This is a genomic window from Pseudomonas sp. TE3644 (genome assembly GCF_056278815.1).
In genome coordinates, this window is the sequence record NZ_JBWBQF010000001.1 from 2211323 (window position 1) to 2237066 (window position 25744).

Here is a 25744-nt window from a genome sequence, read left to right on the forward strand (position 1 = left end):
TCAGCGACCCAATTGCACGGTCAGCTGGCCTTGCAGGCCGTAGGGCTGGAACGGCAGCGGGCCGTAGATGGCCGCTTCCTGCTGCTTCATGCGGTTGTTCAAGCTTGAGGCCATGGTCAGTTCCACGGTATTGCGCCCGGCGTGGGTGTAGCCGCTGATCACCACTTCACGCAGGTGCGGGTCTACCGCCACGGCGCGGCCGTTGACCTTCAATTGCCACACGCCATCGGCGGCGGGCACCAGCAGACGCGCGGCGGTGGCGCCGTCGGCCAGCTGGAAGCTGCCTTGGTAGGTGGCGCGGCCCGACAGGTTGCGCAGGCCGTCGACCTCGGACCACGGACCTTGCGGTGCTGCACCCACATCCTTGTGCTGCACGCGCATGCCGTAGCCGTCCGCCGCCGGGCCCCAGTCTTCCAGCTGCAGGGTGGCGTTGCTCAAGGCTACCGGGGCTTGCCACTGCACGGCAGGCGCTGCGGTGGCGGCGAAGTGTTCACCCAAGGCAAAGGCCATTGCCTGGCCGGGTTGCAGCTCCACCTCCGTGCCAACACTGTCCGGCGCCTGATGCGTGAACGCCACGGGCACCACCTTGCCACTCCAGGCATCCAGCTGTACCAGCTTGCCGTGGCCACGCAGGGCGATCTGCGCCTTGTAGACCTGCTTGCCGGTGTTGACCAGCCAGTAGTAGTCGTTGCCGGCGTCGCGGCGGTGCACGCTGTACACGCCTGCCACGCCCGCGACGAAGCCAGGTTGCACGTGCCGTGCTTGCAGCGCGCTCAGTGCCTGGGCGTAATCGCCGACGCGCGTTGCGCCCGCCAGCGCCAGGTTGCCGCCGATCACCAGCACCGGTGCGCCTTGGGCGATCACGGCTTGCAGGCGTTGCTGAACATCCATGGCCAACGGTCGGCTGCCGTCAATCAACAGCGCCTGCCAGTGCGCCTTCCCCATGACAAGCTGCTTGCCCTGCCAGGCAAGGCCATGGCTGAGCACTTGCTGGCTGCTGATGAAGCCGTAGTGGTAACCGGCCTGTGCCAACGACGGATCGGCCAGCAGCGGGCCTTCGTGATCCAGTACATCATTGAGTACCACCAGCTCGGTCTGCGCCGTGCCATGGCGCAGCAGCGCCTGGGTACGCGCCAAATAGCCGGTGATCAGCAGCATGTCCGGCCAGGACGGCTGGCGCGGCCCCCAGGCTTCGGAGAAACCGTTGTCGATGTTGGGCGAGAACAAGCTGGGGCCGAACGGCTCGAACGGCGACCAGCCCGGCCAGCGCGCCGTGGGCACCTTGCCCGAGTACGGGTAGCCGTGCACGGTGATCTGGTTGACGCCACCGGCGTAGTGCAGTTGCAGCACATTGAGCATGTCCGGCCAGCTCTGCCGGTAGCTGCCACCGATGATTGAACAGCATTCGGTGGAGAACTGGCTGCGGCCCTGGATCTGGCCGGCGGTGCCCAGCACGCGGAACAGGTCCAGCTCGTTGTTCAGGGTCAGGTTCTCGCCTTCGGGAGTGTCGGCCTGCTCGGCGGCGGCGCCCATGTCCATGGGCTGACCGTAGGTTTGCACGCGGTAGCCCAGGCCCAGGCTGTGGGCCCAGTTGGCCAGTGGTTGCAGGTGGTGTTCGCGGTACAGGTCGCTGAGGGTACGTTCGTAATCGGTGAACACCTGGTCGGCATGGGGCACGGCGCTGGCCAGCTCGAAGGTGGGCACGCGGGTGCGCGGGGCACCGAAGTGGCGCTGGTTGTCGACGATGACCAGCGGCAGCAACGGTTCCAGGCGGTAGCCGCGGTGCTGGGCGAAGGTGTCGGGCAGGCCGGGCGTCCAGTTGAGGTGCGAGTCCAGTTCCAGGGAGTCCTCGAACAGGTCGCGGCCGTGCTGGCGGATCAGGCCCTTGAGCGCCGGGGTAAGGATATTGGATTCCCAGTATCCGGTGACCGCCTGGGTGCCGGCGGCGGCGAAGTGGTCAGGCACATAGGCCTGTGGGGCGCTGGCGGCGGGGTTCTGTTGCATGATGGCCAGGGCGGCGGTCTGGCCGGTGCCGCGCTGCCAGTAGCCGATGACGATCCAGTGGCCGCCCTGGGGGGCTTGCCAGTGCAGGGTGGCGTCGGCCTTGAGTTCGACCAGCGAACCGGGTTTCAGGCGGATCGGGGTTTCGGCGCATTGGTCGGCGCACTGCCAGGCCTGGGCGGTTACCAGATGCTGCTGAGTGATCTGTGGCGCGCGGCTTTTCGCAGGCTCCGGCGCGGGGGCTGCGTAGGTGTCGCCACCGCTCAGCACTTTCCAGCCGACCACCAGCTCCTTGGCCGCCTGTGTACCGTTGGGGTCCAGCCCCGGCACCACCACCGGCCAGGCTGGGCCGATGGTCAGCGATACGCGCAGGTCATTCTTGGCGGCGGCGCGCAGGGTGGCTTCCAAGACTGCGCGCCACGCCGGCGTTCCCCAGCCGTAGCGCGCGGGGTCCACGGGGCCGGCGTTTTGCGGCAGGTCGGCGACCTCGACACTGCCGAAGCCGGCCTGGGCGATGCTGTGCATGTCCTGGGCGATCACGGCGCTGTCGGCCTGGGCGCCGGGCAGCCAGTAGCGGATGCTGGGTTTGAAGGCCTGGGTGGGCTTTTCCAACAGCGGGCGTAGTTGGTTGAAGTCGTCGGCGGCCGCAGGCAGGCCGGCAACCAGGCAGGCGCACGCCAGGGCTCTGGTCAGCAGGGTGGTAGGCACGATGGCAGTTCCTTCTTCGAAATAAGTCCTGACGCTCAGGCAGGCGAGCGGACAGTCAGCGCAGCTTTGAGAATCCACGGCGCGGAAAGCGCGCCGACGATGGCGGCGTAGACCATCTTGAAGGCCACGAACGGCCAGAACGCCAGGGTGTCCACGGCCAGGCCCATCAGTGCCAGGCAAGTGACAGGCACCAGGGCGACGGTCATCAGCACCGCGACAATCACGGTGCGCACCGGCAGCGGCAGCGAGGCCAATGCCGAAATCCACGACGAGGGCCGGGCCTGGGGCGGTGCGACGCGGCCTTGGCGCAGGCGCTGGCGGGTCAGCAGCGAGATGGCCAGGCTGCCGAACAGGGTGAGCATGAACACCGTGGGTATCAGGTCGACGGCGATGCCCTTGGTGCCCCACAGCGGGATGGTGGGGGTGTTGTGGAACAGCAGGGCGGCGAAGAACAGGGCGATGGCGGCGTTGATCGCGCAGCCGAGCAGGGTTTCGCGCTGGATGTAGTGCTGGGCGGGGACGGGCGCTTGGTTCATGGGGTTACACCTGATTTATTGTTAGTGTCCAGGGTGTGCTGTAACGGTGATCTGTAGCCGCTGCCGCCAGGCTGCGCTGGCTCGTGTGAACCCCGGACATCTTCGGTGGGGCATGGGGCCAGCGCAGCCTGGCGGCAGCGGCTACGGTGTTGTAGTGGCCTCCAGGAAGGTCAGCAGTGGGTCGCTGAGCGAGGTGTCGGGGGTGCCGATGCTGAAGCCCTGGGAAAAGTGGTTGTGGTTGGGCAGTACCAGCAGTTCGGGGTTGAACCCGTGCTGGCTGACCAGCCGCGCAAACAGCTCGCCGGCCTGCACTTGCATCTGCGGCAGGTCCAGTTGGGTAAAGCCGATCAGCAACGGGAAGGGCGCGCTCGACACGTGGTCAACGGTGCTGGCACCGTCCCACACCGCCGGGTCGCTGCCAAAATAGGCTTCGTTGCGCGGGTCGGGGGTGTCGATGCCGAACTGCGCCCGGGCCTTGCCTTCCAGCCGGGCGTTGTAGGGGCCCGACAGCAGCACGGCGCCGCGGATGTTCCAGCCTTGGGGTTGAAACGCTTCGCGCAGCGCGACCGCCGCCACATGGGCAGCGCCCGCCGATTCACCCATCAACACGATGCGCGATGGGTCCACGGCAAATTCGTGGCCGTTGTCCTGCAGCCATTGCCACACCAGCCCCACGTCCTGCGGCCCGCACGGCCAAGCGCTTTCCGGCGCCAACCGGTAGTTGGCCAGCACCACGGCATAGCCATGGCGGGCCAGGAAGTGGCCGATGTTCTGCCGGTGCGCCTTGCTGCCACGAATGAAGCCGCCGCCGTGGAAGAACGCCAGCACCGGCCAGCCGCCGGCTGGCGCGGTGCCGGTGGGCGTGAACAGGTCCAGGCGGTGGCGTTCGTGCGCGCCGTAGCTGAGGTCGACGTGCAGGTTCGCTGACTCCGCAGGTGGGGTGTCGGCGTACAGCGCGGCAACGGCGGGCAAGTCATTGCCCACCTCGCGAATGCGCGCGGCCAGCGCTTCGCTCATGCCGCTCATGCCCGTGCTTCCGGGGTTTTGTACAGCTGGCCGTCCTTCATGATCAGGGCGATGTTGTGCTTGTCCTGCAGCACGGTGACGTCCTCGGTGGGGTCGCCCTTGATCATCAGCAGGTCGGCCAGGTAACCGGGCTTGATCAGGCCCAGTTCGTCGCCCATGCCCATGATCTGCCCGCCCAGTTCGGTGGCGGCCTGCAGCACTTCCAGCGGGGTGTAGTCGAAGTGACGTACCCACAGCTCGAGGTCGCGGGCGTTGCGGCCGTTGGGGTTGAACGGGAAGCCATAGTCGCCGCCCGGCAGCAGGCGGATGCCACGGGCGCGCAGCTTGGGCACCAGGGCTTTCTGGTGTTCCAGCACGATGGCGGCGTCGGCCTTCATGTGGCTCATGTCGAAGTGCGGCGGCGGGTTGGCGTCCAGGGTGGCCTGGATGATGCCGATGGTGGGCGCGACGAAGATCTCGTCCTTGCGCGATTCCAGCAGGTCCAGGCCCTCTTCGTCGGCATAGGTGCAGTGGTACAGCACGCGGAAGCCGCTGCGCACGCCGATTTTCACGGCTTCGGCGCCATGGGCGTGGCCGGTCAGCCAGACGTTGGACTCGCGCGCCTGCTCGCCGGCGGCCATCAGTTCGTCGGCGTCGTACAGCAGTTCGTGAGAGGCGCCGGGCTTGAGCGCGCTTTCACCGGAGATCAGGAACTTGACGGCCTTGGCGCCCAGCTCGGCGCACTCCTTGACGAAGGTGCGCATGCCATCGGCACCGCGCTGGTTGCCTTCGACTTTGCCGGGGTCCAGCTCGGTTTCGTTCGGCGGCTCGCGCTCTACCGACGAGGGGATCAGGCGCGGGCCGGGCATGCCGCCGGAGACGATATGGGCGTTGAGGCTGATTTCCAGCGACTTGCTCAAGGCACCGGCGGAGTAGGCGCTGGTGAAGCCGTGGTCCAGCAGGATGCGTGCGTTGCGCGCGGCGGTCAGCGCCAGCTCTTCGGGCGGCAGGTACATGCCGGGGATGAACTTTTCCACCGACGTCGGCCAGGTGATGTGGGCGTGGGGTTCGACCAGGCCAGGCATCACCACGTGGTGGGTGCAGTCGAAGATACGCGCGTCATGGGCCGACACGGTCTGCGGCGCACGGGCCACTTCGGTGATGCGGTTGCCTTCAACACGGATCTCGCCGGCGAAGGCAGCGGCACCGCTGCCATCGAAGATGCGGGCATTGCGGAATACGACGTTCATGGACTGTTCCTTGTAGTTGTAAGCAGTCACGGCTGAATGGGGTCAGGCAGTCAAACGGTGCAGCAAGTCGCGTTGCAAGGCCACCAGGGGGCCGACACCTGCGGCGGTCGCGTACACATAGTGATCCGGGCGCACCAGGGCGGCGGTCACGTTGTGGCGCGTAAACCAGGCGGCCAGCAAGCCGTCGGCTTCGGTCAGCGTCTGGTTGTCGAGCACCACGCGCTGCATGCCGGTGGTGGCTTGCAACTGCGCATCCAGGCCCAGGTCCGGGTCGGTCACCACCAATCGCCAGCCACCGCCCAGCACGTCATCCATGCGCTGGCGGCTGCCGTCGCGCAGCAGCCAGGGCTGCGGGAACAGGCTGCCGGCGGCGGGGCTGTCGACCAGCAGGCCGGTGGTCAGGCGCGGCAGGATATCCTGACGCGGGGTAGGGCGCACGCTGCCGCCTTGTTCATCCAGCAGGCGCGCATCGCGGGCACGGGCCTTGTCCAGGTCGCGCTCGCAGATCACCGCGCCCACCGACTTGATGGTGGTGGTCAGCTGGCGCACGTGTTCCTTGCGCTCGATGCTGTAGCTGTCCAGCAGGGCTTCGGCGGCCTGGCCCTGCACGCGGCCGTCGAGCACCGCTTGCAGCTTCCAGATCAGGTTGCTGACGTCACGCACGCCCTGGCACATGCCTTGGCCCAGGAACGGCGGTTGCTGGTGCGCGGCGTCGCCGGCGATAAACACCCGGCCCACGCGCCAGTTCTCGGCCACCAGGGCGTGGAAACGGTAGCTGGCCTGGCGCCACAGTTGCGCGTCCTGCGGGCCGATCCAGCGTTCCAATAATGCCCAGGCGCCTTCGGGGGTGGCGGCCTGCACCGGGTCTTCACCCGGCTTGAGGGAAATTTCCCAGCGGCGGTGGTTGCCCGGGCCCATCACGAACGAGCAGGGGCGCTCGGGTTCGCAGTACTGCACGCTGGTGGTCGGCAGCTTGGCCAGGCCCTGTTCGTTGGCCAGCACATCGACCACCAACCATGGCTCGTCGAAGTCAAGGTCTTGCAGGGTCAGGCCGACCTGTTCGCGCACGGTGCTGGAGGCGCCGTCGCAGCCGATCAGGTAGCGCGCCTTGACGGTCTTGTGCTCGCCGGTTTCGGCCTTGAGCGTCAGGGTCACGTCGTCGGCGCTTTGCTGCAGGGTCTCAAGCTTCATGCCGGTTTCGACGGTGACGCTGGCCAGCGTGGCGATCTTGCGGCGCAGCACCGCTTCCACCGGCGGCTGGGTGAACACCACCGACGGTTGGTGGGCCTGCGGGTAGGGCTCGGGCACCACGGTCATGCGGCGGATCATCTGCCCGTCCAGGCCGTAGTAGCAGGAGTCGGTGAAGGGCTCGCAGTACTGCGCCACTTCCTCGCCGATGCCCAGGTGCTGAAACACCCGCAGAATCTCGTGGTCCAGCGCGATGGCGCGCGGCTTGTCGTACACGTCATGGGCGCGGTCGCACACATAGACGCTCACGCCTGCCTGGCCCAGCAGCGCGGCGGCAATGGCCCCCGAGGGGCCGAAGCCTGCGATGGCTACATCGTAGATATCGGCCGCCATGGCTCAGGCTCCTTCGGCCAGGATCGGGTTGCGCAGCAGGCCGACGTTTTCGATTTCCACTTCTACCACGTCACCAGCCTTCATCCACAGTTGCGGGGTGCGCGCCTGGCCGACGCCGGCCGGGGTGCCCATGGCGATGACGTCGCCCGGTTCCAGGGTCAGGCACTCGGACAGCAGCGAGATGGTTTCGGCCACCGACCAGATCATGTCGCTGGTGGTGGCGTCCTGCATGATCTCGCCGTTCAGGCGGCACTGGATGCGCAGGCCGGTGGCGCCGGCAGGCAGCTCGTCAGCGGTGACCACGACCGGGCCCAGGGCACCGGTGTCGTCAAAGTTCTTGCCGATGGTCCACTGTGGGGTGCGCTTCTGGTAGTCACGTACCGACATGTCGTTGAAGCAGGTGTAGCCGAACACGTAATCCAGGGCATCGGCCTGGGCCACATGGCGCGGTACTTTTGCACCGATGACCACGGCCAGCTCGGCCTCGAAGTCGAAGCGCTCGGAGACCTTGGGCAGGCGGCCGGCCACTTCGTGGGCCATCAGCGAGGTTTTGCCACGGTAGAAGAACCATGGGTATTCAGGCTTGCCGCGACCGCTCTCGTTGGCGTGGTCAAAGTAGTTCAGGCCCAGGCAGATGGTCTTGCCCGGCTCGGGCACCAGTGGCGCCAGTTGCAGGTCATTGAGCGGCAGGCGCGGGGCCTGGCTGTCGACGGCGGCCAGGGCCGCTTCGTTCAGGTCGATGCCTTGTTCCAGTGCCTGGCGCAGGTCGGCCGGTACGTGGGGCAGGGCCGCGTTGAGGTCGATGACCTGGTCGCCTTCGATCAGGCCCAGGCGTGGGGTGCCGTTGTGCAGAAAGGTGGTGAATTTCATTGTTATTGTCCTTGCTCTGGGGAAATGAAGAAGACGTTGCGCTGGGCGTCCTTGAGGGCCGCTGACGGTGGCTGGGAAATGCCCCACTGGTCCACGCGGCCTTCGGGCCAGGTCCAGTCGCCCGGCGCGCCGGCCTGGTAGCTGTCGTCGATCTGCTCGACGTCGGCGGTGTATTCGATGACTTCGCCGAACGGGCCGATGAAGTAGTTGAACGCGTTGTTGCCTGGGCCATGGCGGCCTGGACCCCATTCAATCGGGTGCTGGGCGTCGCGCATGCGGCCACCGCCGCGCATCACCGATTCCAGGTCCGGCATCAGGAAGGCGATGTGGTTGAGCGCGTCGTTGTCAGTCACGCCCAGGGCGATGGAGTGGTGGTCGCGGTCGCAGTTGAGGAAGGCCATGATCTTGGTGCGGTCGGACAGGCGGAAGTCCAGCACGCGCTCGAAGAACACCTGGGACTGCGCCACGTCGTGGCTGTTGAGCACGGCGTGGGCCAGGCGGATGGGGCGGTCGCTGGCTTCGAAAGCCTGGCCGCGCTCGTCGCCGTGCACCACGCGCAGGATGCGGCCGTGGGGGTCGCGCAGGGTCAGGGCAATGCCGCCGCCCGGCTCGGTCACGCTGACCTGGTCTTCGATGATCTGGCCGCCGTTGGCCAGCGCCGCTTCGCGAATCTGCCCCAGGGCGTCAGCATCGCGGGCGCGCAGGGTGACGTTGCGGATGGCCAAGTGGTCGGCCTGGTGCAGGGCCAGCAGGTGGTGATCGGCGCCGGTGCCCTTGAGGTAAATGGCAGTGTCGGTGCGTGCGGCGATGTCCAGGTGCCAGACGCGGGTGTAGAAGTCCTCCGCGAGTGCCAGGTCCGGTACGTCCAGCGCGACGCTGCGCAATGCCTGAATCCATTTGGAAGCCATAAATCAACCCCTGCCTGTGTGAGTCGAGAGTGCGAGAAAACGGTGGGCGTTGCCGTGCAGCAGGGCCTGGATGTCGGTGTCGTTCAGGCCGCATTCGGCCAGGCGTGCCACGGGTGTGCGCTCATGGAAATTGAACGGGTAGTCGCTGCCCAGCAGCAGTTGGCTGGCGCCGAATTTGTCGATCAGGTGGCGCAGGGTCGGGGCGTCGAATACCAGGGTGTCGAAGTACAGCTGGCGCGCCTGTTCGCTGGGTGAAACGGCGATGCTGTCGCGCAGGCTGGGAAAGGTTTTCCAGCCTTGTTCCAGGCGCGGCAGCAATGAGGCGAAGGTGCCGCCGCCGTGGCTGAAGGCCAGGCGCAGGCCGGGGCAGTCACGCAGCAGGTTGCCGGTAATCACGGCGGCGGCGGCCAGGCCGACGTCGCTGGGGTAGGCCAGCACTTGCTGTAGTTGCGCCGGGCCGCTGAGGCGGTCCATGCCGCAGGGCTTGAGGGCGTGCACGAACACCGGCACGTCCAGCGCCACGCAGGCCTGGAAGAAGGGGCGCAGGCTGGGGTCGGCCAGGGTAAGGCCGTTGATGTTGCTGCCCAGTTCGACCGCAACCAGGCCCAGGGTGCGCACGGCGTATTCGAGTTCGGCGATGGCCAGGCCGACGTCCTGCAGCGGCACGGCGGCCATGCCCAGCAAGGCACCGCCACTTTCGTCGCACAGCTGGGCAATGGATTCGTTGATATAACGCAACAGGGGTTGGGCGTGGTGCGCCGGCATCCAGTAGCTGAGCAACTCGGGCATCGGCGAGATGACCTGGTGCGCCAGGCCCATGCCCGGCAGGTCGGCCAGGCGGCGTGGCAGGCTCCAGCATTGGTCGGACACGGTGCGGTACTGCTTGCCGTCGATCATCACGTGGCAGTGGCAATGGCCGTCGTGGGAAGGCGCCTGCAGCATGGAGGGCCAGCCGGCGGGTACATGCTTGTCGGCCCAGGCGGGGAATTGGCCGGGGACGAAGTGGGCGTGGATATCGGTGCCCAGGTCTTTAGCGAGCTGGAAGGTCATGGTGGCGGCTATTTTTATGATTGTGTGGGCAGATCCTATATAAAACGAATTTTAGTGGCAATATAAAATATTAAAATATTCTGTATCGGTTTTTCCTACAAAGCGCGGGGCCCTTTCGGTTCGGTTTTACAGGGCCCCGGCGCCCCTGTCAGCGCGCTGCCAAGCCCGCCGCGTCGATGCCCGCGGACACAATCAGCTCATCTTCATCGCCTGTCCCGCCCGAGGCGCCAATCGCCCCCAATACGTTGCCGGAAGCGTCTAGCACCAGCATTGCGCCGGTTTGCGGGATGAACGGGTGCGCGGCACTGGCCGCGATCGAGCCGAAGAAAGCTGGCATTTCACTGGCTTTCTTTGCTAATAATCGAGTGTTGGCGCCCATGCCGATGGCGGCGCAGGCCTTGCCGGTGGCGATGGTCATGCGCAGCGCGGTGGTTCCGTCCTCACGGGCGGAGGTGATCACGGCACCGGCAGCGTCGACCACCACAATGGCCATGGGCCGGAACTGATGACTGCGCGCGGCCTGCAAGGCGCCATGCAGTGCGGCTTGAGCCTGATCGAGGGTGAGGGTGGGCATAACGGTTCCTTTTTATATATTAAATGAACGGTGTGGCTGTATCTGATATGATTGGCTGCGCAATCGCAACCCCGACTGCTTGTTTTTCATTCTCTGGTGCCCCTACCCATGGCTCGAACCCCCGCTGTCAGCATCGATAACCGCCCCTCCACCCGCGCTACCGACCTTTATGATCAGCTGCGCGCTGACTTGATCAACGGTCAGCTGGAGCCGGGCAGCAAGCTGGTGATCGATGCCCTGGCGGGTCGTTACGCCACCAGCGCCACGCCATTGCGCGAGGCGCTGAACCGGCTGATCTCCGACGGCCTGGTGGAAAAGCGCGAACTGCGTGGTTTTGTCGTGGCCGAGGTCAGCGAGCAGGACCTGGTGGAAATCACCAAGACCCGCTGCTGGCTGGAAGAGATCGCGCTGCGCGAGTCCATCGCCCGCCGTGATCGGGCGTGGGAAGAAGAGGTGGTGATCGCCCACCACCGCCTGGCGCGCACGCCGCGCTCGCTGTCCCAGGAGCATTTCGAAGACAACCCGGATTGGGAACCGGCGCACCGCGCGTTCCACCGGGCGTTGATTGGTGGGTGTGGGTCGAGGTGGTTGTTGGCGTTCTGTGATCAATTGGCTGACCAGCATCACCGTTACCGCACCCTGTCGGCGCCGCAGGCGTTTACCGCCAAGCGCGATGTGAAGTCCGAGCACCAGCAGATCATGGAGGCCGCAGTGGAAGGGCGGGCGGATGAGGCGGTGGGGTTGCTGCGGGGGCATATTGAGCGCACGGCGAGTATTGTTAAGGCGGATTCGCCTTTGTTTAATCAGGGGCGGTGAGGGGCAGGGGTTCGATGATGGTTGTGTGTTGTTGTCGAATGGTGTGCGGTTGAGATTTACATTATGGCCACCATCGCGCGCCGCCCGCGCGGCGCTTCCCGGCCTCACGCGCAAGCCCGGTCCCACGTTTGTTTCGGGCCAATTATGTCTGTGCCATCACCTAGTCCGCCTTGTTTGCACCACCACAGATCCGCAGTGAAAAAACAAAGCGGACTAGGCGATCTCACAGGCAATGGCACGTTGCAACAAATGTAGGACCGGGCTCTGCCCGGGAAGCGCCGCGCGGGCGGCGCTCGATCTCATGCACACAGAAAATCCCCAGCCTAGCCCCCGCAATCCCCCACCCCAAAACCTCCCCCATCCCTCCTTGACAACCCCTCCGCACACCCCTATAAAGAACATGTTCATAAATGATCAATAACAATAAAGGGTGTGATCATATGCGCCGTATCGACCTGCACTGCTACCCCAACACACAACGCTGGATCGACTGCCAAGGCCCCTACGTCGATGCGTTGGCCAAGTATTGGCACCGGGAGTGGAAGGCCAAATCCGAAGAGGACGTAGTGCGCGAGTTCCAGAGCGCCGGTATCGAGGCGGTGCTGGTGGCCCTGGATTTGCGGGCGACGATCAATACCGTGCCGTGCGACAACGATTACGTGGCCGGCATGCGCGACCGCCATGATTGCATCATCCAGGCCTGGGGCGCGGTGGAGCCGGCCATGGGCCAGGTGGCCATCGATGAAGCCAAGCACGCCATCCGCGATCTGGACATGCTGGGTTTCCACTTCCACCCGATCATGCAGCACTTCAGTGTCGACGATCAGCGCTATTACCCGCTGTGGGAGGAGATCAACGCCCTCAAGGTGCCGGTGATGATCGACGTGGGCATGACGGGCATGGGAGCCGGCATGCCCGGCGGCATGGGCGCCAAGACTCGCCATGCGCACCCTTCGTCCATCGATAACCTGGCGGCGGACTTTCCCGACCTGACCATCGTCATGGCGCACCCCGGCTACCCCTGGATCGACGAGACCACGGTGTGTGCGTTGCACAAGGGCAATGTGTTCTGGGAGATGTCCGGGTGGGCGCCCAAGTACCTGCCCGAGGCGCTGAAGCGCGATATGCGCGGTCGGCTCAAGGACAAGGTGATGTTTGGCAGCGACTACCCCAGCATCCCCCACGAACGCCTGTTCAAGGAGTGGGGCGAACTGGGCTACAGCGACGAGATGCTGGAAGCGTTCTTCCACAAGAACGCCGAACGCGTGCTGGGGCTGTGACATGAGCGCCCAGCAGCACAATGTGCTGACCGAGCGGCGTGGGCATGTGCTGTACATTCGCATCAACCGCCCCGAGGTGCGCAACGCCCTGGACCCCTTGACCTATCACCAGTTGAGCCTGGCCTGTGACCAGCTGGAGCAAGACCCCGAGCTGTGGCTGGGGGTGCTGACCGGGGAGGGTGACCAGGCCTTCAGTGCCGGGCGCGACCTCAAGCAACTGGCGCACATGGCTGGGGCCGATGAAGCCCAGCGCCAGGCCGAAGCTCAGCTGTGGCAGCGCACCCGGCGCCTCACCGACCGCTTCGACTTTGCCAAGCCGCTGATCGCCAGGCTCAACGGCTCGGCCCACGGCGGGGGATTGGAGCTGGCCCTGGCCTGCGACATCATCGTCGCGGCCGAGCACGCCCAGCTCAGCCTGCCCGAGCCGCGGCGCGGGTTGATCGCCACGGCCGGCGGCGTGCATCGGTTGCCGCGCCAGATCGGCTTGAAGGCGGCGATGGGCTACCTGTTGACTGGCCGCGCCATGACCGCGCAGCGCGGCTATGAGCTGGGGCTGATCAATGAAGTGGTCCCCGCCCACTTGCTCGATGAGGCCGTGGAACAATGGGTCGCCGATATCCTCGCCTGCGCGCCACTGGCCGTGCGTGCCACCAAGGCCTGCGCCATGCAGGGCCTGGACCTGCCGCTGGCCGAAGCCGTTGCCCAGCGCTACGCTGCCGAACAGCACCGCCAGGCCAGTGCCGACAGCCTTGAAGGGCCGCGGGCCTTCGCCGAAAAACGCAAGCCCCAGTGGCGCGGCTGCTGAACCGCACACGCCCCAGGCTCCGTACGTTTGACCCCATGCGGTACTGCCGCAGTACCGCTACCTGAATAACAATAATCACAGGTAAACAGGCAATGAAGACGTCACGCATGTTTTATGGCTGGTGGGTGGTGATGGCCTCGGTGGTGGGCATGATTGTCAGCCAGGGCCCGGTGCTGGTGTTCACCTTCGGTATTTTCATGAAGCCCCTGAGTGCCGAGTTTGGCTGGAGCCGTTCCCAGGTGTCGCTGGGGCTGACCATCGCCATCCTCACGGCGGCGCTGTGCACACCCTGGGTGGGGCGCCTGATTGATCGCAAGGGCGCACGCCAGGTGGCGGTGCCCGCGCTGCTGCTGTTTGGCGTCGGCATCATGGCCTTGGGGCTGTTGCCGGCCAATCTGCTGGTGTTTTACCTGGCCTTTTGCGCGGTGGGCCTGCTGTCCACCGGCGGCACGCCCACCGCCTATGCCATGGCGGTCAGTTGCTGGTTTGTGCGCCGTCGCGGCCTGGCCCTGGGCCTGAGCATGGCCGGGATTGGCGTGGGCGCGGCGCTGATGCCGATGCTGGCGCAGTACGCCTTGGCCGCCGTGGGCTGGCGACTGGCGTACGGGGTAATGGGCCTGGTGGTGGTCGCGGGGGCCGTGGGCGTGGGCTGGAAGTTGCAGAACCGGCCGGCGGACAAGGGCCTGAACCCTGACAACCTGCCTTGCTGCGAGGGCCTGAACATGGCCCAGGACAAGGTCGGGCTCAGCGTCGGCCAGGCGTTGCGCAGCCGCTCGTTCTGGCTGATCGGCACGGCGTTTTTCCTGGCGGCGCTGGCCATCAATGGCTGTTCGGTGCATTTCGTGCCGTTGCTCACCGACCGTGGCGTGCCGGCGGCGGAGGCTGCGCGGGTAGCCTCGATCGCCGGCATCGCGCTGATTGTCGGGCGGGTAGGGGCGGGGTATTTGCTGGACTACCTGTTCGCGCCCTTCGTCACGGTGTTCTTCTTCATGGGCCCGGTGATCGGCATCCTGTTGCTGTACAGCGGTGCCAGTGGTGCCGGCGCCATGCTGTGCGCGGCGCTGATCGGGCTGGGGGTGGGCGCGGAGGTGGACCTGATTGCCTACCTGATCGCCCGCTACTTCGGCCTGCGCGCCTTTGGTGAAATCTACGGCTACCTGTTCGGGCTGTTCTGCCTGGGCACCGCCTTCGGCCCCTTGCTGATGGGCATCGGCCAGACCGTGCTGGGCAGCTACGACCCGGTGTTGCTGCTGTTCGCGGGGTGCATGGTGCTGGCGTGCGTGCTGATGCTGTGCGTGGGTCGCTACCCGGACCTGGCGCGTGCGCCCCAGGTCGGCAGCGTTACGCCGCCTGCAGGCCGTGCATTATCAGGGTCAGGCGCTTCATCAGTTCAGTGAGGCCTTCCTCGGGCACCTCGGAGTCGCTGGCCAGCCACATGCGAATCTCGGCGGCCAGCAGGTAGAACATGGTGGTGGCGATGAGCGTGTCGTCTTCCAGGCAGCGCACTTCACCGGTGGCGCGCGCCTGGGCCACCAGGGTCGAGATCGAGTGGATGGTGCGCGCCCGGGTGGCCTGGAAACGTTCGCTTTGCATGCCGGTGGTATAGAAGGTGATCTCGCGGGTCAGGTCCCGGGAGATCACCTTGTCCTGCCCGTAAAACACAAAGAAATGCCGCAACGCCGTGCGCAGGTTGTCCAGCAACGGCGCCTGGGCCTGGCTGTCGGCGAACGCGCGGGTGGTCAGCTCGTCCAGGTCATCGTTGAACACCAGGAACAGCAGGTCGCGCTTGTCGGTGGCGTAGAGGAACAGGGTGGACAGGCCGACGTCGGCCTCTTGGGCGATCTGCCGCGTGGTAGTGGGTTCAAAGCCGTTTTCGGTGAACAGTTTTTTCGACGCGGCGCGGATGCGCAAAAATTTATCGAGCTTGTTGCGTTCGCGCAAACCCAGCGGCGCATTCGATTTCGCGTTCATATCAGACCTTTGATTTTTCTGGTTTTGTCGGGTTCGGAAAGCCTCATCTTAAGGGATGCCCCGACCCTTGACAAACAATATGATCACGTCTAAAAATGAACATGTTCAATAAAAAACAACAAAGAGGTTTGCCATGTCCACACCCACCAAAGTCGCCCTGGTCACCGGCTCCGCCTCAGGTATCGGTGCCACCGTCGCGATCGCCCTGGCCACCGCCGGTTACGATGTCATCGTCAACTACAGCCGCAGTGAAGCGTCGGCCAAGGCCACCGTCGAGGCCTGCCAGGCGGCCGGTGCCCGCACCCTGCTGCTGCAATGCGACGTGTCGGACGAGACCAGCGTCAAGGCCATGGTAGCCGCCATCAGCGAACGCTACAGCCACCTGGACGTGGTGTGCAGCAATGCCGGCGTGTCCATCGACACCCCGCCGAAAAAGTTCGATGAGATCGACGTGGAGGCCTGGGACCGGGTGTTCGCCGTCAACGTGCGCGGCTTGTTCCTGATTGCCAAGCACACCAAGGCACTGCTGTTCGAAGCGCCGCGCCCGTGCATGGTCAACACCGCTTCCATCGTCGGCATGCGCCCCGGCGCCCAGCCGTTGCCGTACTCGGCCTCCAAGGCGGCCGTCATCAGCATGACCCAGACCCTGGCCAACGCCCTGGGCCCCAAAGTGCGCGTCAACGCCATCGCCCCGGGCTGGATGGAAGGGGAGTGGATGGAGTGGATGCTGGGTGACAACTACGACAAGTTGATGACCCGCCGCGCCCGTGCCACGCCGCTGCAGCGCTGCGTGACCATGCCCGACGTGGCCGAAGTGGTGCTGACCCTGATCGAGCACATGCACTTTGTGACCGGCGAAACCATTGTCATCGACGGCGGCTTCGCCAAGACCACCTGAGCCGTCTGCCGGGGCCCGCGCAACGCCGTGGCCCCGTACACCTGATCCCGACAACAAAACCTACATCGAGGATTTTTCCATGATGGGATTCGTGCCGTTTCCAGAAAAGTTTGCCGCCCATTACCGGGCCAAGGGGTACTGGCAGGACCAGACCCTGGCCGACACCTTCCAGGCCGTGTGCCAGCGCTATGCCTCGCGCATTGCGGTCTGCGACGCCCACCGTGAAGTGAGCTACGCGGAGCTTGACCGGATTGCCACCCGCCTGGGCCTGAACCTGCTGGACGAGGGCCTGGTGCCCGGCGACATCGTGGTGCTGCAACTGGGCAACGTGCTGGAGTTCGTGTTCGTGCACCTGGCCCTGCAGAAGATCGGCGTGCGGCCGATCCTGGCGCTGCACACCCATCGCTATCGCGAGCTGCGCCAGTTTGTCGAGCTGTCCGGGGCCAGCGCCACCATCACCGCCGACCGCTCCAAGGATTGCGATTTCATCGATATCGTCAATCGCGTCCAGGCGGACACCAGCAGCATCCGGCGTAAGTTCGTACTGGGCGACGCCCCCGCCGGTTTTGTTGGCCTGGGGGCGTTGCTGAGCCGTGAGCCGCAACGCGACCCTGCGCAGATCGCCGCCATCCAGGCCACCATCGACCCGTGCAGCCCGGCGCTGTTCCTGCTGTCGGGGGGCACCACGGGTATCCCCAAGATGATCCCGCGTTCGCACAACGACTACGCGTGCAACTCACGCCTGGCGTCGCGTTACACCGGCATCGACGAGCAGTCGGTGTTGCTGGACGTGCTGCCCATCGCCCACAACCTGCCGTTGGCCTGCCCCGGCCTGCAGGGGTTCATGCTGTGCGGCGCCAAAGTGGTGTTGCACGCCAGCACCCGCGCCGAGGAGGTCTTTGCCCTGATCCAGCGCTTCAAGGTCACCCACATACATGTGGTGCCCGCGCTGCTGATCATGTGGATGAACGATGCCCAGGTGCACGCCTACAACCTGGACAGCGTGCGGGTGATCCAGTCCGGCGGCCAGCGCCTGCAACCCGAGACCCGCGCCCTGACCGAACAGGTGCTGCGCAACTGCACCGTGCAGGAAAACTTCGGCATGGCCGAGGGCTTGCTGATGTTCGTGCGCCTGGACGACCCCCTGGACGTGCGCCGCGAGTCAGTGGGCCGGCCGGTGTGCGAGGACGACGAGGTGCTGTTGCTGGACGAGGATGATCAGCCTGTACCGGTGGGCACGCCCGGCGAGCTGTGCTGCCGCGGCCCTTACACCCTGCGCGGCTATTTCAACGCGCCGGAGCACAACGCCCGGGCGTTTACCCCCGATGGCTTCTACCGGTCCGGCGACATGATGCGTCAGTTGCCTTCGGGTAACTATGTGGTGGAAGGGCGCAAGAAGGACTTGATCAACCGCGGCGGCGAAAAAATCTCGGCCGAGGAAATCGAGAACCTGGTGCTGGCCCACCCGGCCGTCACCAACGTGGCCTGCGTGGCCATGCCCGACCCGGTGCTGGGCGAAAAAATGTGCGCCTACGTCATCCTCAAGCCGGGTGCGCAGTTGAGCCTGGAGGCCTTGGTGAGCTACCTGCAAACCCAGGAAATTGCGCGCTTCAAGCTGCCCGAGCGCCTGGAACTGGTGGACAGCTTCCCCTTGTCGACCTTCGGCAAAGTGTCCAAAAAGGATCTGGTGGAACGGGTGAGTGCCAAGCTCAAGAGCGAGGCCGCCTGACATGAGCGACTTCATTGAATACCAGTTCGACGACGGCGTCGTCACCCTGACGCTGTGCGCCCCCGAGCAGCACAACGCCTTGAGCCAGCAGGCCCAGTTTGACGCCTTCACCCACGTGTGCGCGCGGATCAACCGCGACCCTCAGGTGAAGGTGGTGGTGCTGACCGGCGCCGGCAAATCATTCTGTGCCGGCGGCAACGTCAAGGACATGAAGGCCCGGGCAGGGCTGTTCGCCGGCGACCCTTACCAGTTGCGTGACGGCTATCGCCACGGCATTCAGCAAATCCCGCTGGCGGTGTACCACCTGGAGGTGCCCACCATCGCCGCCGTCAATGGTGCGGCCATCGGTGCTGGTTGCGACCTGGCCTTGATGTGCGATATCCGCATTGCCTCGCAGCAGGCGCGGTTTGCCGAGAGCTTCGTGCGCCTGGGCATTGTGCCTGGCGACGGCGGCGCGTGGCTGTTGCCACGGGCGCTGAACAACCTGTCGCGGGCCTATGAGCTGTCGTTCACCGGCGAAACCGTGTCGGCCGAACAGGCCCTGGAGTACGGCCTTGTGTCACGGGTGGTCGAACCCGACGCCTTGCTGACCACCGCCTATGACCTGGCCAGGCGCATCGCCGCTAACCCCGGCCATGCGCTGCGCCTGACCAAAAGGCTGTTGCGCGAAGGCCAGCACACCCGGCTCGAACCCTTGCTGGAACTGTCCGCCGCCTATCAGGCGCTGGCCCACCATACCGACGCCCACCTGGCCATCGTGCAGGCGCTCTGAACGTTGCCGCACGCCTGCAAGGCGTGCGGCCGGAGGTCATCATGCAAGACGCAGTCATTGTTGCCTACGCGCGCTCGGCCATCGGCAAGGCCTACCGGGGCGCTTTCAACCACACCGCGATGCCCAGCCTGGCCGCGCCGATCATTCAGGCGGCGCTGGACCGGGCGCAGGTGCAAGGCGCTGAGGTGGAGGAGCTGGTCATGGGCTGTGGTCGCCCGGAAGGCACCCAGGGCAAGAACATCGCCCGCCACAGCGCGCTGCGCGCCGGGTTGCCGGACAGCGTCGCCGCGCAGACCGTCAGCCGCCATTGCGCTTCGGGGCTGCAGGCCATTGCCAGTGCGGCCCAGCGTATTCAGCTGGACGCTTGCGAAGTGATGCTGGCGGTGGGCGGCGAGTCCATCAGCCTGGTGCAGAACGCCCATACCAATGAGCACTACGGCCAGGACCCCTGGCTGCTGGAGCATCGACCCGATGCCTACATCAGCATGCTGGAGACCGCCGAGCGAGTGGCCCAGCGCTACGGTGTGTCGCGCAGTGATCAGGACGCCTACGCCTTGCTCAGCCAGCAGCGCACCGCCCAGGCCCAGCGCGATGGCCTGTTTGCCGAGGAGATCGTGCCGTTGCAGGTGGTGACCAAGGCACTGGACAAGGCCACTTACGAATATTACGACAAGTCCCTGTGCATCGACCGCGACGAGTGCAACCGCCCCGGCACCCAGGCCGCGCAGCTGGCCGCTTTGGCGCCGGTGCTGGAAGGCGACCGGCGCACGGTCACGGCGGGCAATGCGTCACAGCTCAGCGATGGCGTGGCCGCCTGCGTATTGATGAGCGCGGCCCAGGCCAGCGCCCGGGGGCTGAAACCCTTGGGCCGTTTCATCGGCTTCGCCAGCGCCGGGTGCGCGCCGGACGAGATGGGCATTGGCCCGGTGCTGGCCGTGCCACGACTGTTGGCGCGCTACGGCTTGAGCGTGAGCGACATCGACTTGTGGGAGCTGAATGAAGCCTTCGCCGCCCAGGTGCTGTATTGCCAACGCGCGCTGGGCATCCCCCTGGACCGCTTGAACGTCAACGGCGGGGCCATCGCCCTGGGGCATCCGTATGGCATGTCCGGCGCGCGCATGGTGGGTCACGCCTTGCTGGAAGGTCGGCGCCGCGGTGCCCGCCATGTGCTGGTGACCATGTGCGTGGGGGGCGGGCAGGGCGCCGCCGGCTTGTTCCAGGTGTGCCATGACTGACACCTGAGCCGCTTTTCACCTGCCTGCACTGTGTCTCTACAACAACAAGAAATGAGGGACTTCAACATGAATCCAGTTCATCGCCGCGCCGTGCCCTGCGTCAGCCTGCTGTTGTGCTTCAGTGGCGCGGTCAACGCCACCGAGGGCAACGGCAACTCCTATCCCCTGGGGGTGGAAACCAACATGTCCGGGCTGATGCTGCCCGAGGGCCTGACGTCGCTGCTGTACTACAACCACTACGAAGCCACCCACGTCAAAGGCAACGACGGCCACGACAACGCCAACATTGCGCGCTACCGCGTCAAGTCCGACACCGTGTCGTTGCGCCTGAGTTACGTGTGGCCCGGGGTGAAATGGCTGGGCGCCAACGTCGAAACCCGCGCCGCCCTGGCCGTGCCTACCCTGGATGTCACCCTGGACGTGGCCCGGCCCGCGCCGTTGGCGCCGCTGGACAAGGGCGGTACCAGCACTGACATCGCGGACCTGAGCTTCGCCCCGGTGTTATTGGGATGGCACGGCAAGACCCTGCATCAGACCGCGGGCGTGGAGACCTTTTTGCCCACTGGCAGCTACGACAAGAACGAGCCGGTCAACACCGGGCGCAACTACTATCAGGTGGCGCCGTTCTACGCCGTGACCTGGTTGCCCGGCGAACACTGGGAGGCCAGTGCCAAGCTGCGCTACGGCATCAACTCGAAAAACGACGCGACGGATTATCGCTCCGGCGATGAGCTGACCCTGGAGTTCAGTGGCGGTTACCGGTTCAGCCAGGCACTGAGCTTCGGCATCAACGGTTACCTGTATCGCCAGACCACCGATGACCGCCAGGATGGTGCGGCGGTGAATGGCAATGGCAATCGCGGTTCGGTCAATGCGCTGGGGCCGTATGTGATGTACCGGTTTACCAAGGATTTTGCGTTGGTGGCGAAGGTGCAGGATGAGTTTGATGCACGGAATAAGGGGGAGGGGACAAGGGTGTGGGTGCAGGCGCGGTTGCCGTTTTAGGGGGGGGGTGGCGGTGGGTTTGTGGTGTTCGACGATGTTGTTGCGGTGTTCATGAGATCGCGCGCCGCCCGCGCGGCGCTTCGCGGGCAGAGCCCGCTCCCACGTTTGTTTCGGGCCAGTTATGCCAGTGCCATTGCCTGGTCCGCCTTGTTTGCCCGCTACAGATCTGCGTTGGTGCCACCAGGCGCACCACCCATCTCCAGCGGGGCACGTTGCAACCAACGTGGGAGCGGGCTTGCGCGTGAGGCGGCGAAGCGCCGCGCGGGCGGCGCTCGATCTCAAGAACGCTGAAAAAACCAAGCCAGGCCCATGCCAGCCCCACCCCGCGGCCACTATCACCCCAACAAACCATTACGCTGCGCAATCGCCCCCAACACCCGGGCACTCCCCTTCACCTCGCGCTTAAACGTTTCCCGATCCACCGCCACCAGCCCAAACTTGGGCTTGTACCCAAACAACCACTCAAAATTATCCAGCAAGCTCCAGTGCACATACCCCAGCACCGGGACCCCATCGTGCATGGCGCGCTGCAGGCCGGCCAACGCTTCAGGGATATAGGCCGCGCGCCGCGCATCGTTGGAGGTGCTGATGCCGTTCTCGGTGACGATCACCGGCTTGCCGGTGGCCTGGTGCGCATAGCGCACGGCGCCTTCCAGGGACGCTGGGTAGTATTCCTCGCCGCTCTCGGTCAACTCGGCGCCCTTGGGTGGCAGCATGGCGCCCTGGGCATTCAACTGCTGTCGGCCGTAGTTCTGCACGCCAATGAAGTCCGACGCCGTCCTGGCCGCTTCCATCCACGGCCCGTAGACGCTTTCTCGCTTGGCGTCGCGCTTGCTGTCCGCGCCAACGGCCTGGTCGTCGGTGATGGACAGGCTGACGCCCACCAGCGCGTGCGGGGCCGCCGACTTGATCGCCTGGTAGCCCTTGAGATGACCCTCCAGCATCAGCTTCAACTTGGGCTGGTACTGGCCAAAGTTGGCCACCGAATAGTTGGCACTGCCGGTCGCCTTGGCCGCCGCTTGCAGCATCTGCGTTTCAACGGCCTTGAACGCTGGCGGGAACGGCAGCGGCAGCCAGTCCAGCACCGCCAGGATATTGGGCTCGTTGAGGGTGGTGGCGTAGTTCAGATGCGCCCCCAGGTGGGTAGCCGCGCGCTCGCAGAAACGCGCGAACAGGTCCGGCGCCCCGGCCGCTTCCCAGCCACCGCGCGCGGCAAACCAGCGCGGGGTGGTGAAGTGGTTGAATGTAACCATGGGCGTGATGCCACGCTCAAGGCAGTTGCCCATCATGCGTTTGTACAGGTCCAGCATGGCCACCGAGAACTGGCCTTCGGTGGGCTCGATGCGCGCCCACTCGAGGGAGAATCGGTAGGTGTTCAGGCCCATGCCCTTGACCAGGTCCACGTCCTCGTTCCAGCGGAACAGGCTGTCGCAGGCATCGCCCGAGCGCTCGGCAAATACCGTGGGGGTCACCTGTTCCAGCAACCAGATATCGGAGTCGCTGTTGTTGCCCTCGATCTGGTGCCCGGCAGACGCCGCGCCCCACAAAAAGCCTTTGGGAAACGCCGGGTTCTTGCCGGCGCCATAACCCAGGCCTGGCAGGCTGGCGGCCAGTGCCAGGGTAGCGCCGCCGACCAGTACGTCACGGCGGGTGAGGGGGGCAGAGGTGATTTTCACGATCTCAATTCCTTATTGTCAGGGTGCGGTTCAGCGATGCATGCCCGAGTCCAGGCCCAGGAAGCTTTCCAGCTGGATATGGAACAGGAAGCCCGCCGACACGCCGGCCTTGGGGGCGATGCCGTCGTAGGGGTTGATCGTCTTGATCGGGTCCCAGGTGTACATCACGTACGGGCTGACCACCACGCCACGGGTCAGGATCAGGTTGGCGTCCAACTCCAGCGCATATTCGCCGCCCGGGCTGGAATAGTCCTGGCCCGTGGTGCGGAAGGCGGCGTTGATGTACTTCTGTTCGTGGTCGCTGAGTTGCACCCAGTGGGCGCTTAGCGAGTAGGTGTCGTAGGGGCGCGACTTGAAGGGTGCGGACAGGATCAGGCCGGTGCTGACCTGGTTGGGAATGCCGTTGGGTACGTCCTCTTCGAACACGTGGCTGCCGGCAAAATAGGCGCTCAGCGCGGTGGGCGTCATGTCTTTGGTCTGGCCGCCGTCGGCGCGCCAGAAGGTTTTTTTCAGGCCGACGTAGAAACCGTTGAGGCCGTCGGTGGTAGCTGCCGCGTGGGTAGGGTCGGTGAGCTGCGCAGTGCCAGCCGTGGTGTAGTAAGGGTCCTTGCCGTCGCGGGTGTTGTGGAAGCCCACCAGCTCATAGGACTCCGGGTACGCGGTGTTGGAGAAGTCGGTGCGATAGGCCACGTTGGCCAGGTAAGTAGTGGACATGTTGCCGCCCGAGGAGCCGGCGCCGCGCTCCCAGCCGTTGGTGAACGGGTAGGCGTCGTTGACGCGCCAGGTGCCCACTTGGGCACTCAGCGCCGGGGTGAACTGGTAATTGAGTCGCGCGCCCCAGTTGGCGTAAGGCGCCGGGTTGGCGCCCGCGGCGTCCGGCAGCGTGGTGCAGCCCAGGCCCACGTTGCACAGGGGCAGGGCAAAGTAGTTGCCGGCATTGCTGATACCGCCTTCCACCGTCAGCTTGTCCTGCAACAGCTTCTGTTCCAGGGTGAACAGCGTCAGGTGGCTGACCCGGGGGATGTACGGGCTGGACTTGCTGGACAGCACATCGCCGGCCTGGGCACCGAAGTCCAGGTTGTTGCGGTAGGGCACGTACAGCTCGTTGAAGTGCAGGCGGGTGCCGTTCCAGCCCAGGATCTTCTCCAGGTCGAAGTCGACGCCCACATCAATCAGCGTCAACGACTCGTGGTTGCCGGTGTCCGTGCCCACGTCCGGGTTGGCCAGGTAAAACTGGGTCAGGCCCAAGTGCGGGCTGACGCCATGGTCATCCAGCCATTTGCCTTGTTTTGCCAGCGGGGGCGGGGTCATCACCGGGATGAAAGAGTCCGGGATGCCGACGCTGGGGCCGATCGGTTCACCGGGGTATTCCAGGCTGGCCAGTTCAAGCTGCGCCAGGTCGGCGAAGCTGGGGGATGCACTCAACAGCGAGACAGCGAACAGCGAATACTGGGCGTATTTGTTCATGGAGACCTTCTTTTTTTATTGTTGTGGCTCTATTCACAAGGCGCACGAGTCCCTGGCCAGCGCAGGCGGCACGTCCGGTTGCTTGTGGTGAATCAGGTGTCAGGGGTAGGCGTGATCGGATGGCCAGGGCGGATTGGCCACGCAGGGGATGTCGAGGGCGCACGGCACGCTGTCGGGAACAGCGTCTACCGCTGCCTGGAGCTGGGTAGTGGTCATGGCGGCTATTTTTATGATTGTTGGTGACTTGAATCCTATACAGAATCAAAAATGGTCGCAAGATAAAATATTAAAAATGGTGTATCAGGAATTCGTACACTATTTTCGAGGAAGGACGGTGTGACAGGGTGGTGTCGATGCCCCAAAATCGGGCCACTCTTTTACGCCAGGACGCGCCGAATGCTCACCACCCTTGCCATCGCCAATTACCGCTCCATCAACCATCTGGTCGTGCCGTTGGGCAGGCTCAACCTGGTCACTGGCGCCAATGGCAGCGGCAAGTCCAACCTCTACAAGGCGCTGCGCCTGCTCGCCGAGACCGCCCAGGGCGGGGTGATCGAGGCGCTGGCGCGTGAAGGCGGGCTGGATTCCACGTGGTGGGCCGGGCCCGAGGTGAGCCGGCGCATGGTCAACGGTGAGGTCGCCATCGAAGGGCAGCAAGCGTCCCAGGCGCGGCGCTTGCGCCTGGGTTTCGCCATGCAGGAACTGGGCTTTGCCATCTCCCTGGGTTTGCCGATACCGCTGCCGTACCCCAGTGCCTTCATGCTGGACCCGGAGATCAAGCGCGAGGCTATCTGGGGCGGCGGCGCCTACCGCCCGGCCGCTTTGCTGGTCGATCGCCAAGGCCCCATGGTGCGGGCAAGGGAGGGGCGCAGCTGGACCGTGCTTGAGCAGCACGCCCCCGCCTATGACAGCTTTTTCAGCCTGCTGGGCCGCCCGCAACAGGCGCCCGAGGTAGCGGACCTGCGAGCCTTCATCAGCGGCTGGCGCTTCTACGATCACTTTCGCATCGACCGCGAGGCGCCGTGCCGCCAGCCACAACTGGGCACCCGCTCGCCGGTGCTGCACCACGATGGGCGCAACCTGGCGGCGGCGTTGCAGACCATCATCGAGATTGGCGAAGTGGAAGACCTGGTGCAGGCGCTGGACGACGCGTTTCCCGGCAGTCGCCTGGAGATCGATGCGCCACCGGGTGGGCTGTTCAGTGTGCGCCTGTATCAGCACGGCCTGCTGCGGCCGCTGGGCGGCGCGGAGTTGTCCGACGGCACCTTGCGCTACCTGTTGCTGATGGCGGCATTGCTGACCCCGCGTCCGCCGTCGATGATGGTGCTCAACGAGCCGGAGACCAGCCTGCACACCGACCTGCTGCCGGCCCTGGCGCGGCTGATCATTCGGGCGTCGCAGCGTTGCCAGGTATGGGTGGTGTCGCACAGTGCGCCGTTGATCGAGGCGCTGTCGGCGTGTGAGGGGTGCAATGTGCTGGAGTTGGAAAAGCAGGTGGGGCAGACCCGGGTGCGGGGGATGGGGAGGCTGGAGGAGCCGTTGTGGCGGTGGGCGGATTGAGGGGGAGCGACGGTAACCACCCGTAGCCGCTGCCGAAGGCTGCGCTG

Annotated in this window: 22 protein-coding genes; 10 read left to right on the plus strand and 12 right to left on the minus strand. The window is 65.3% G+C overall.

What is annotated here, in order from left to right; genetic code table 11:
* From ACZ9GA_RS09825 to ACZ9GA_RS09865, 9 genes are all read right to left on the minus strand, one after another.
* A complete protein-coding gene (locus ACZ9GA_RS09825) occupies positions 1 to 2709 on the minus strand; it encodes a glycosyl hydrolase (RefSeq protein ID WP_457362855.1) in 2709 nt (902 codons plus the stop codon).
* 35 nt (positions 2710 to 2744) lie between these two features.
* Entirely contained in the window at positions 2745 to 3245 is a 501-nt protein-coding gene (locus tag ACZ9GA_RS09830) for a hypothetical protein (protein ID WP_457362854.1), read from the minus strand.
* 141 nt (positions 3246 to 3386) lie between these two features.
* Positions 3387 to 4271: an alpha/beta hydrolase gene (locus ACZ9GA_RS09835; RefSeq protein WP_457362853.1), complete on the minus strand. Its 885-nt coding sequence runs from the start codon at positions 4269 to 4271 to the stop codon at positions 3387 to 3389.
* Entirely contained in the window at positions 4268 to 5500 is a 1233-nt protein-coding gene (locus ACZ9GA_RS09840) for an amidohydrolase family protein (protein WP_457362852.1), read from the minus strand. The genes ACZ9GA_RS09835 and ACZ9GA_RS09840 overlap by 4 nt, the downstream gene beginning before the upstream one ends.
* 42 nt (positions 5501 to 5542) lie before the next feature.
* The gene (locus ACZ9GA_RS09845) at positions 5543 to 7081 is read right to left on the minus strand and encodes a bifunctional 3-(3-hydroxy-phenyl)propionate/3-hydroxycinnamic acid hydroxylase (RefSeq protein ID WP_457362851.1); all 1539 of its coding nucleotides are present in this window, start codon (positions 7079 to 7081) and stop codon (positions 5543 to 5545) included.
* Between the two features lie 3 nt (positions 7082 to 7084).
* Positions 7085 to 7951: a fumarylacetoacetate hydrolase family protein gene (locus ACZ9GA_RS09850; RefSeq protein ID WP_457362850.1), complete on the minus strand. Its 867-nt coding sequence runs from the start codon at positions 7949 to 7951 to the stop codon at positions 7085 to 7087.
* 2 nt (positions 7952 to 7953) lie between these two features.
* Complete coding sequence (locus ACZ9GA_RS09855; RefSeq protein ID WP_457362849.1) at positions 7954 to 8859, minus strand: VOC family protein; 906 nt, start codon at positions 8857 to 8859, stop codon at positions 7954 to 7956.
* A 3-nt stretch (positions 8860 to 8862) separates the two neighbouring features.
* On the minus strand, positions 8863 to 9909 hold the full coding sequence (locus ACZ9GA_RS09860; protein ID WP_457362848.1) for an amidohydrolase family protein: 1047 nt from the start codon (positions 9907 to 9909) through the stop codon (positions 8863 to 8865).
* Positions 9910 to 10057: 148 nt separating this feature from the next.
* Positions 10058 to 10483: a GlcG/HbpS family heme-binding protein gene (locus ACZ9GA_RS09865; RefSeq protein WP_457362847.1), complete on the minus strand. Its 426-nt coding sequence runs from the start codon at positions 10481 to 10483 to the stop codon at positions 10058 to 10060.
* Positions 10484 to 10591: 108 nt separating this feature from the next.
* On the opposite strand from ACZ9GA_RS09865, the gene ACZ9GA_RS09870 reads away from it, so the two are divergent.
* The 4 genes from ACZ9GA_RS09870 (at position 10592) to ACZ9GA_RS09885 (ending at position 14781) form a co-directional block, all read left to right on the plus strand.
* A complete protein-coding gene (locus tag ACZ9GA_RS09870; protein ID WP_457362846.1) occupies positions 10592 to 11299 on the plus strand; it encodes a GntR family transcriptional regulator in 708 nt (235 codons plus the stop codon).
* A gap of 440 nt (positions 11300 to 11739) precedes the next feature.
* Complete coding sequence (locus ACZ9GA_RS09875; protein ID WP_027980638.1) at positions 11740 to 12579, plus strand: amidohydrolase family protein; 840 nt, start codon at positions 11740 to 11742, stop codon at positions 12577 to 12579.
* Between the two features lies 1 nt (position 12580).
* Entirely contained in the window at positions 12581 to 13384 is an 804-nt protein-coding gene (locus ACZ9GA_RS09880) for an enoyl-CoA hydratase-related protein (protein ID WP_457362845.1), read from the plus strand.
* Between the two features lie 92 nt (positions 13385 to 13476).
* Entirely contained in the window at positions 13477 to 14781 is a 1305-nt protein-coding gene (locus tag ACZ9GA_RS09885) for an MFS transporter (protein WP_457362844.1), read from the plus strand.
* Here ACZ9GA_RS09885 and ACZ9GA_RS09890 read toward each other — a convergent pair.
* On the minus strand, positions 14726 to 15355 hold the full coding sequence (locus tag ACZ9GA_RS09890) for a TetR/AcrR family transcriptional regulator (protein WP_457362843.1): 630 nt from the start codon (positions 15353 to 15355) through the stop codon (positions 14726 to 14728). The genes ACZ9GA_RS09885 and ACZ9GA_RS09890 overlap by 56 nt on opposite strands.
* Before the next feature lie 133 nt (positions 15356 to 15488).
* Between ACZ9GA_RS09890 and ACZ9GA_RS09895 the strand changes: the two genes are divergently transcribed.
* The 5 genes from ACZ9GA_RS09895 (at position 15489) to ACZ9GA_RS09915 (ending at position 20994) form a co-directional block, all read left to right on the plus strand.
* Positions 15489 to 16253 carry an SDR family NAD(P)-dependent oxidoreductase gene (locus tag ACZ9GA_RS09895; RefSeq protein WP_027980640.1) on the plus strand — a complete coding sequence of 255 codons (765 nt, stop codon included), beginning with the start codon at positions 15489 to 15491 and terminating at the stop codon, positions 16251 to 16253.
* Between the two features lie 79 nt (positions 16254 to 16332).
* Entirely contained in the window at positions 16333 to 17982 is a 1650-nt protein-coding gene (locus ACZ9GA_RS09900) for a (2,3-dihydroxybenzoyl)adenylate synthase (protein WP_457362842.1), read from the plus strand.
* A gap of 1 nt (position 17983) precedes the next feature.
* Positions 17984 to 18754, plus strand: a complete 771-nt coding sequence (locus tag ACZ9GA_RS09905) for a crotonase/enoyl-CoA hydratase family protein (RefSeq protein WP_457362841.1) — start codon at positions 17984 to 17986, stop codon at positions 18752 to 18754.
* 41 nt (positions 18755 to 18795) lie between these two features.
* Positions 18796 to 19989 carry an acetyl-CoA C-acyltransferase gene (locus ACZ9GA_RS09910; RefSeq protein WP_457362840.1) on the plus strand — a complete coding sequence of 398 codons (1194 nt, stop codon included), beginning with the start codon at positions 18796 to 18798 and terminating at the stop codon, positions 19987 to 19989.
* A 66-nt stretch (positions 19990 to 20055) separates the two neighbouring features.
* Positions 20056 to 20994, plus strand: coding sequence for a SphA family protein (locus tag ACZ9GA_RS09915; protein ID WP_457362839.1), 939 nt, complete (start codon positions 20056 to 20058; stop codon positions 20992 to 20994).
* A 335-nt stretch (positions 20995 to 21329) separates the two neighbouring features.
* Here the strand turns inward: ACZ9GA_RS09915 and ACZ9GA_RS09920 are convergent, their stop codons facing one another.
* Positions 21330 to 22670 carry a glycoside hydrolase family 1 protein gene (locus ACZ9GA_RS09920; protein ID WP_457362838.1) on the minus strand — a complete coding sequence of 447 codons (1341 nt, stop codon included), beginning with the start codon at positions 22668 to 22670 and terminating at the stop codon, positions 21330 to 21332.
* 30 nt (positions 22671 to 22700) lie between these two features.
* The gene (locus ACZ9GA_RS09925; protein ID WP_457362837.1) at positions 22701 to 24137 is read right to left on the minus strand and encodes a carbohydrate porin; all 1437 of its coding nucleotides are present in this window, start codon (positions 24135 to 24137) and stop codon (positions 22701 to 22703) included.
* Positions 24138 to 24533: 396 nt separating this feature from the next.
* Here ACZ9GA_RS09925 and ACZ9GA_RS09930 point away from each other — a divergent pair, with 396 nt between their 5' ends.
* Positions 24534 to 25697, plus strand: coding sequence for an AAA family ATPase (locus ACZ9GA_RS09930; protein WP_457362836.1), 1164 nt, complete (start codon positions 24534 to 24536; stop codon positions 25695 to 25697).
* Positions 25698 to 25744: the final 47 nt, after the last annotated feature.

What these genes read in the sequence shown, in the direction of transcription:
- ACZ9GA_RS09830 (WP_457362854.1), bottom strand. Translation starts at nt 3,245, where the DNA reads ATGAACCAAGCGCCCGTCCCCGCCCAGCACTACATCCAGCGCGAAACC.
- ACZ9GA_RS09835 (WP_457362853.1), bottom strand. Translation starts at nt 4,271, where the DNA reads ATGAGCGGCATGAGCGAAGCGCTGGCCGCGCGCATTCGCGAGGTGGGC.
- ACZ9GA_RS09840 (WP_457362852.1), bottom strand. Translation starts at nt 5,500, where the DNA reads ATGAACGTCGTATTCCGCAATGCCCGCATCTTCGATGGCAGCGGTGCC.
- ACZ9GA_RS09845 (WP_457362851.1), bottom strand. Translation starts at nt 7,081, where the DNA reads ATGGCGGCCGATATCTACGATGTAGCCATCGCAGGCTTCGGCCCCTCG.
- ACZ9GA_RS09850 (WP_457362850.1), bottom strand. Translation starts at nt 7,951, where the DNA reads ATGAAATTCACCACCTTTCTGCACAACGGCACCCCACGCCTGGGCCTG.
- ACZ9GA_RS09855 (WP_457362849.1), bottom strand. Translation starts at nt 8,859, where the DNA reads ATGGCTTCCAAATGGATTCAGGCATTGCGCAGCGTCGCGCTGGACGTA.
- ACZ9GA_RS09860 (WP_457362848.1), bottom strand. Translation starts at nt 9,909, where the DNA reads ATGACCTTCCAGCTCGCTAAAGACCTGGGCACCGATATCCACGCCCAC.
- ACZ9GA_RS09865 (WP_457362847.1), bottom strand. Translation starts at nt 10,483, where the DNA reads ATGCCCACCCTCACCCTCGATCAGGCTCAAGCCGCACTGCATGGCGCC.
- ACZ9GA_RS09870 (WP_457362846.1), top strand. Translation starts at nt 10,592, where the DNA reads ATGGCTCGAACCCCCGCTGTCAGCATCGATAACCGCCCCTCCACCCGC.
- ACZ9GA_RS09875 (WP_027980638.1), top strand. Translation starts at nt 11,740, where the DNA reads ATGCGCCGTATCGACCTGCACTGCTACCCCAACACACAACGCTGGATC.
- ACZ9GA_RS09880 (WP_457362845.1), top strand. Translation starts at nt 12,581, where the DNA reads ATGAGCGCCCAGCAGCACAATGTGCTGACCGAGCGGCGTGGGCATGTG.
- ACZ9GA_RS09885 (WP_457362844.1), top strand. Translation starts at nt 13,477, where the DNA reads ATGAAGACGTCACGCATGTTTTATGGCTGGTGGGTGGTGATGGCCTCG.
- ACZ9GA_RS09890 (WP_457362843.1), bottom strand. Translation starts at nt 15,355, where the DNA reads ATGAACGCGAAATCGAATGCGCCGCTGGGTTTGCGCGAACGCAACAAG.
- ACZ9GA_RS09895 (WP_027980640.1), top strand. Translation starts at nt 15,489, where the DNA reads ATGTCCACACCCACCAAAGTCGCCCTGGTCACCGGCTCCGCCTCAGGT.
- ACZ9GA_RS09900 (WP_457362842.1), top strand. Translation starts at nt 16,333, where the DNA reads ATGATGGGATTCGTGCCGTTTCCAGAAAAGTTTGCCGCCCATTACCGG.
- ACZ9GA_RS09905 (WP_457362841.1), top strand. Translation starts at nt 17,984, where the DNA reads ATGAGCGACTTCATTGAATACCAGTTCGACGACGGCGTCGTCACCCTG.
- ACZ9GA_RS09910 (WP_457362840.1), top strand. Translation starts at nt 18,796, where the DNA reads ATGCAAGACGCAGTCATTGTTGCCTACGCGCGCTCGGCCATCGGCAAG.
- ACZ9GA_RS09915 (WP_457362839.1), top strand. Translation starts at nt 20,056, where the DNA reads ATGAATCCAGTTCATCGCCGCGCCGTGCCCTGCGTCAGCCTGCTGTTG.
- ACZ9GA_RS09925 (WP_457362837.1), bottom strand. Translation starts at nt 24,137, where the DNA reads ATGAACAAATACGCCCAGTATTCGCTGTTCGCTGTCTCGCTGTTGAGT.
- ACZ9GA_RS09930 (WP_457362836.1), top strand. Translation starts at nt 24,534, where the DNA reads ATGCTCACCACCCTTGCCATCGCCAATTACCGCTCCATCAACCATCTG.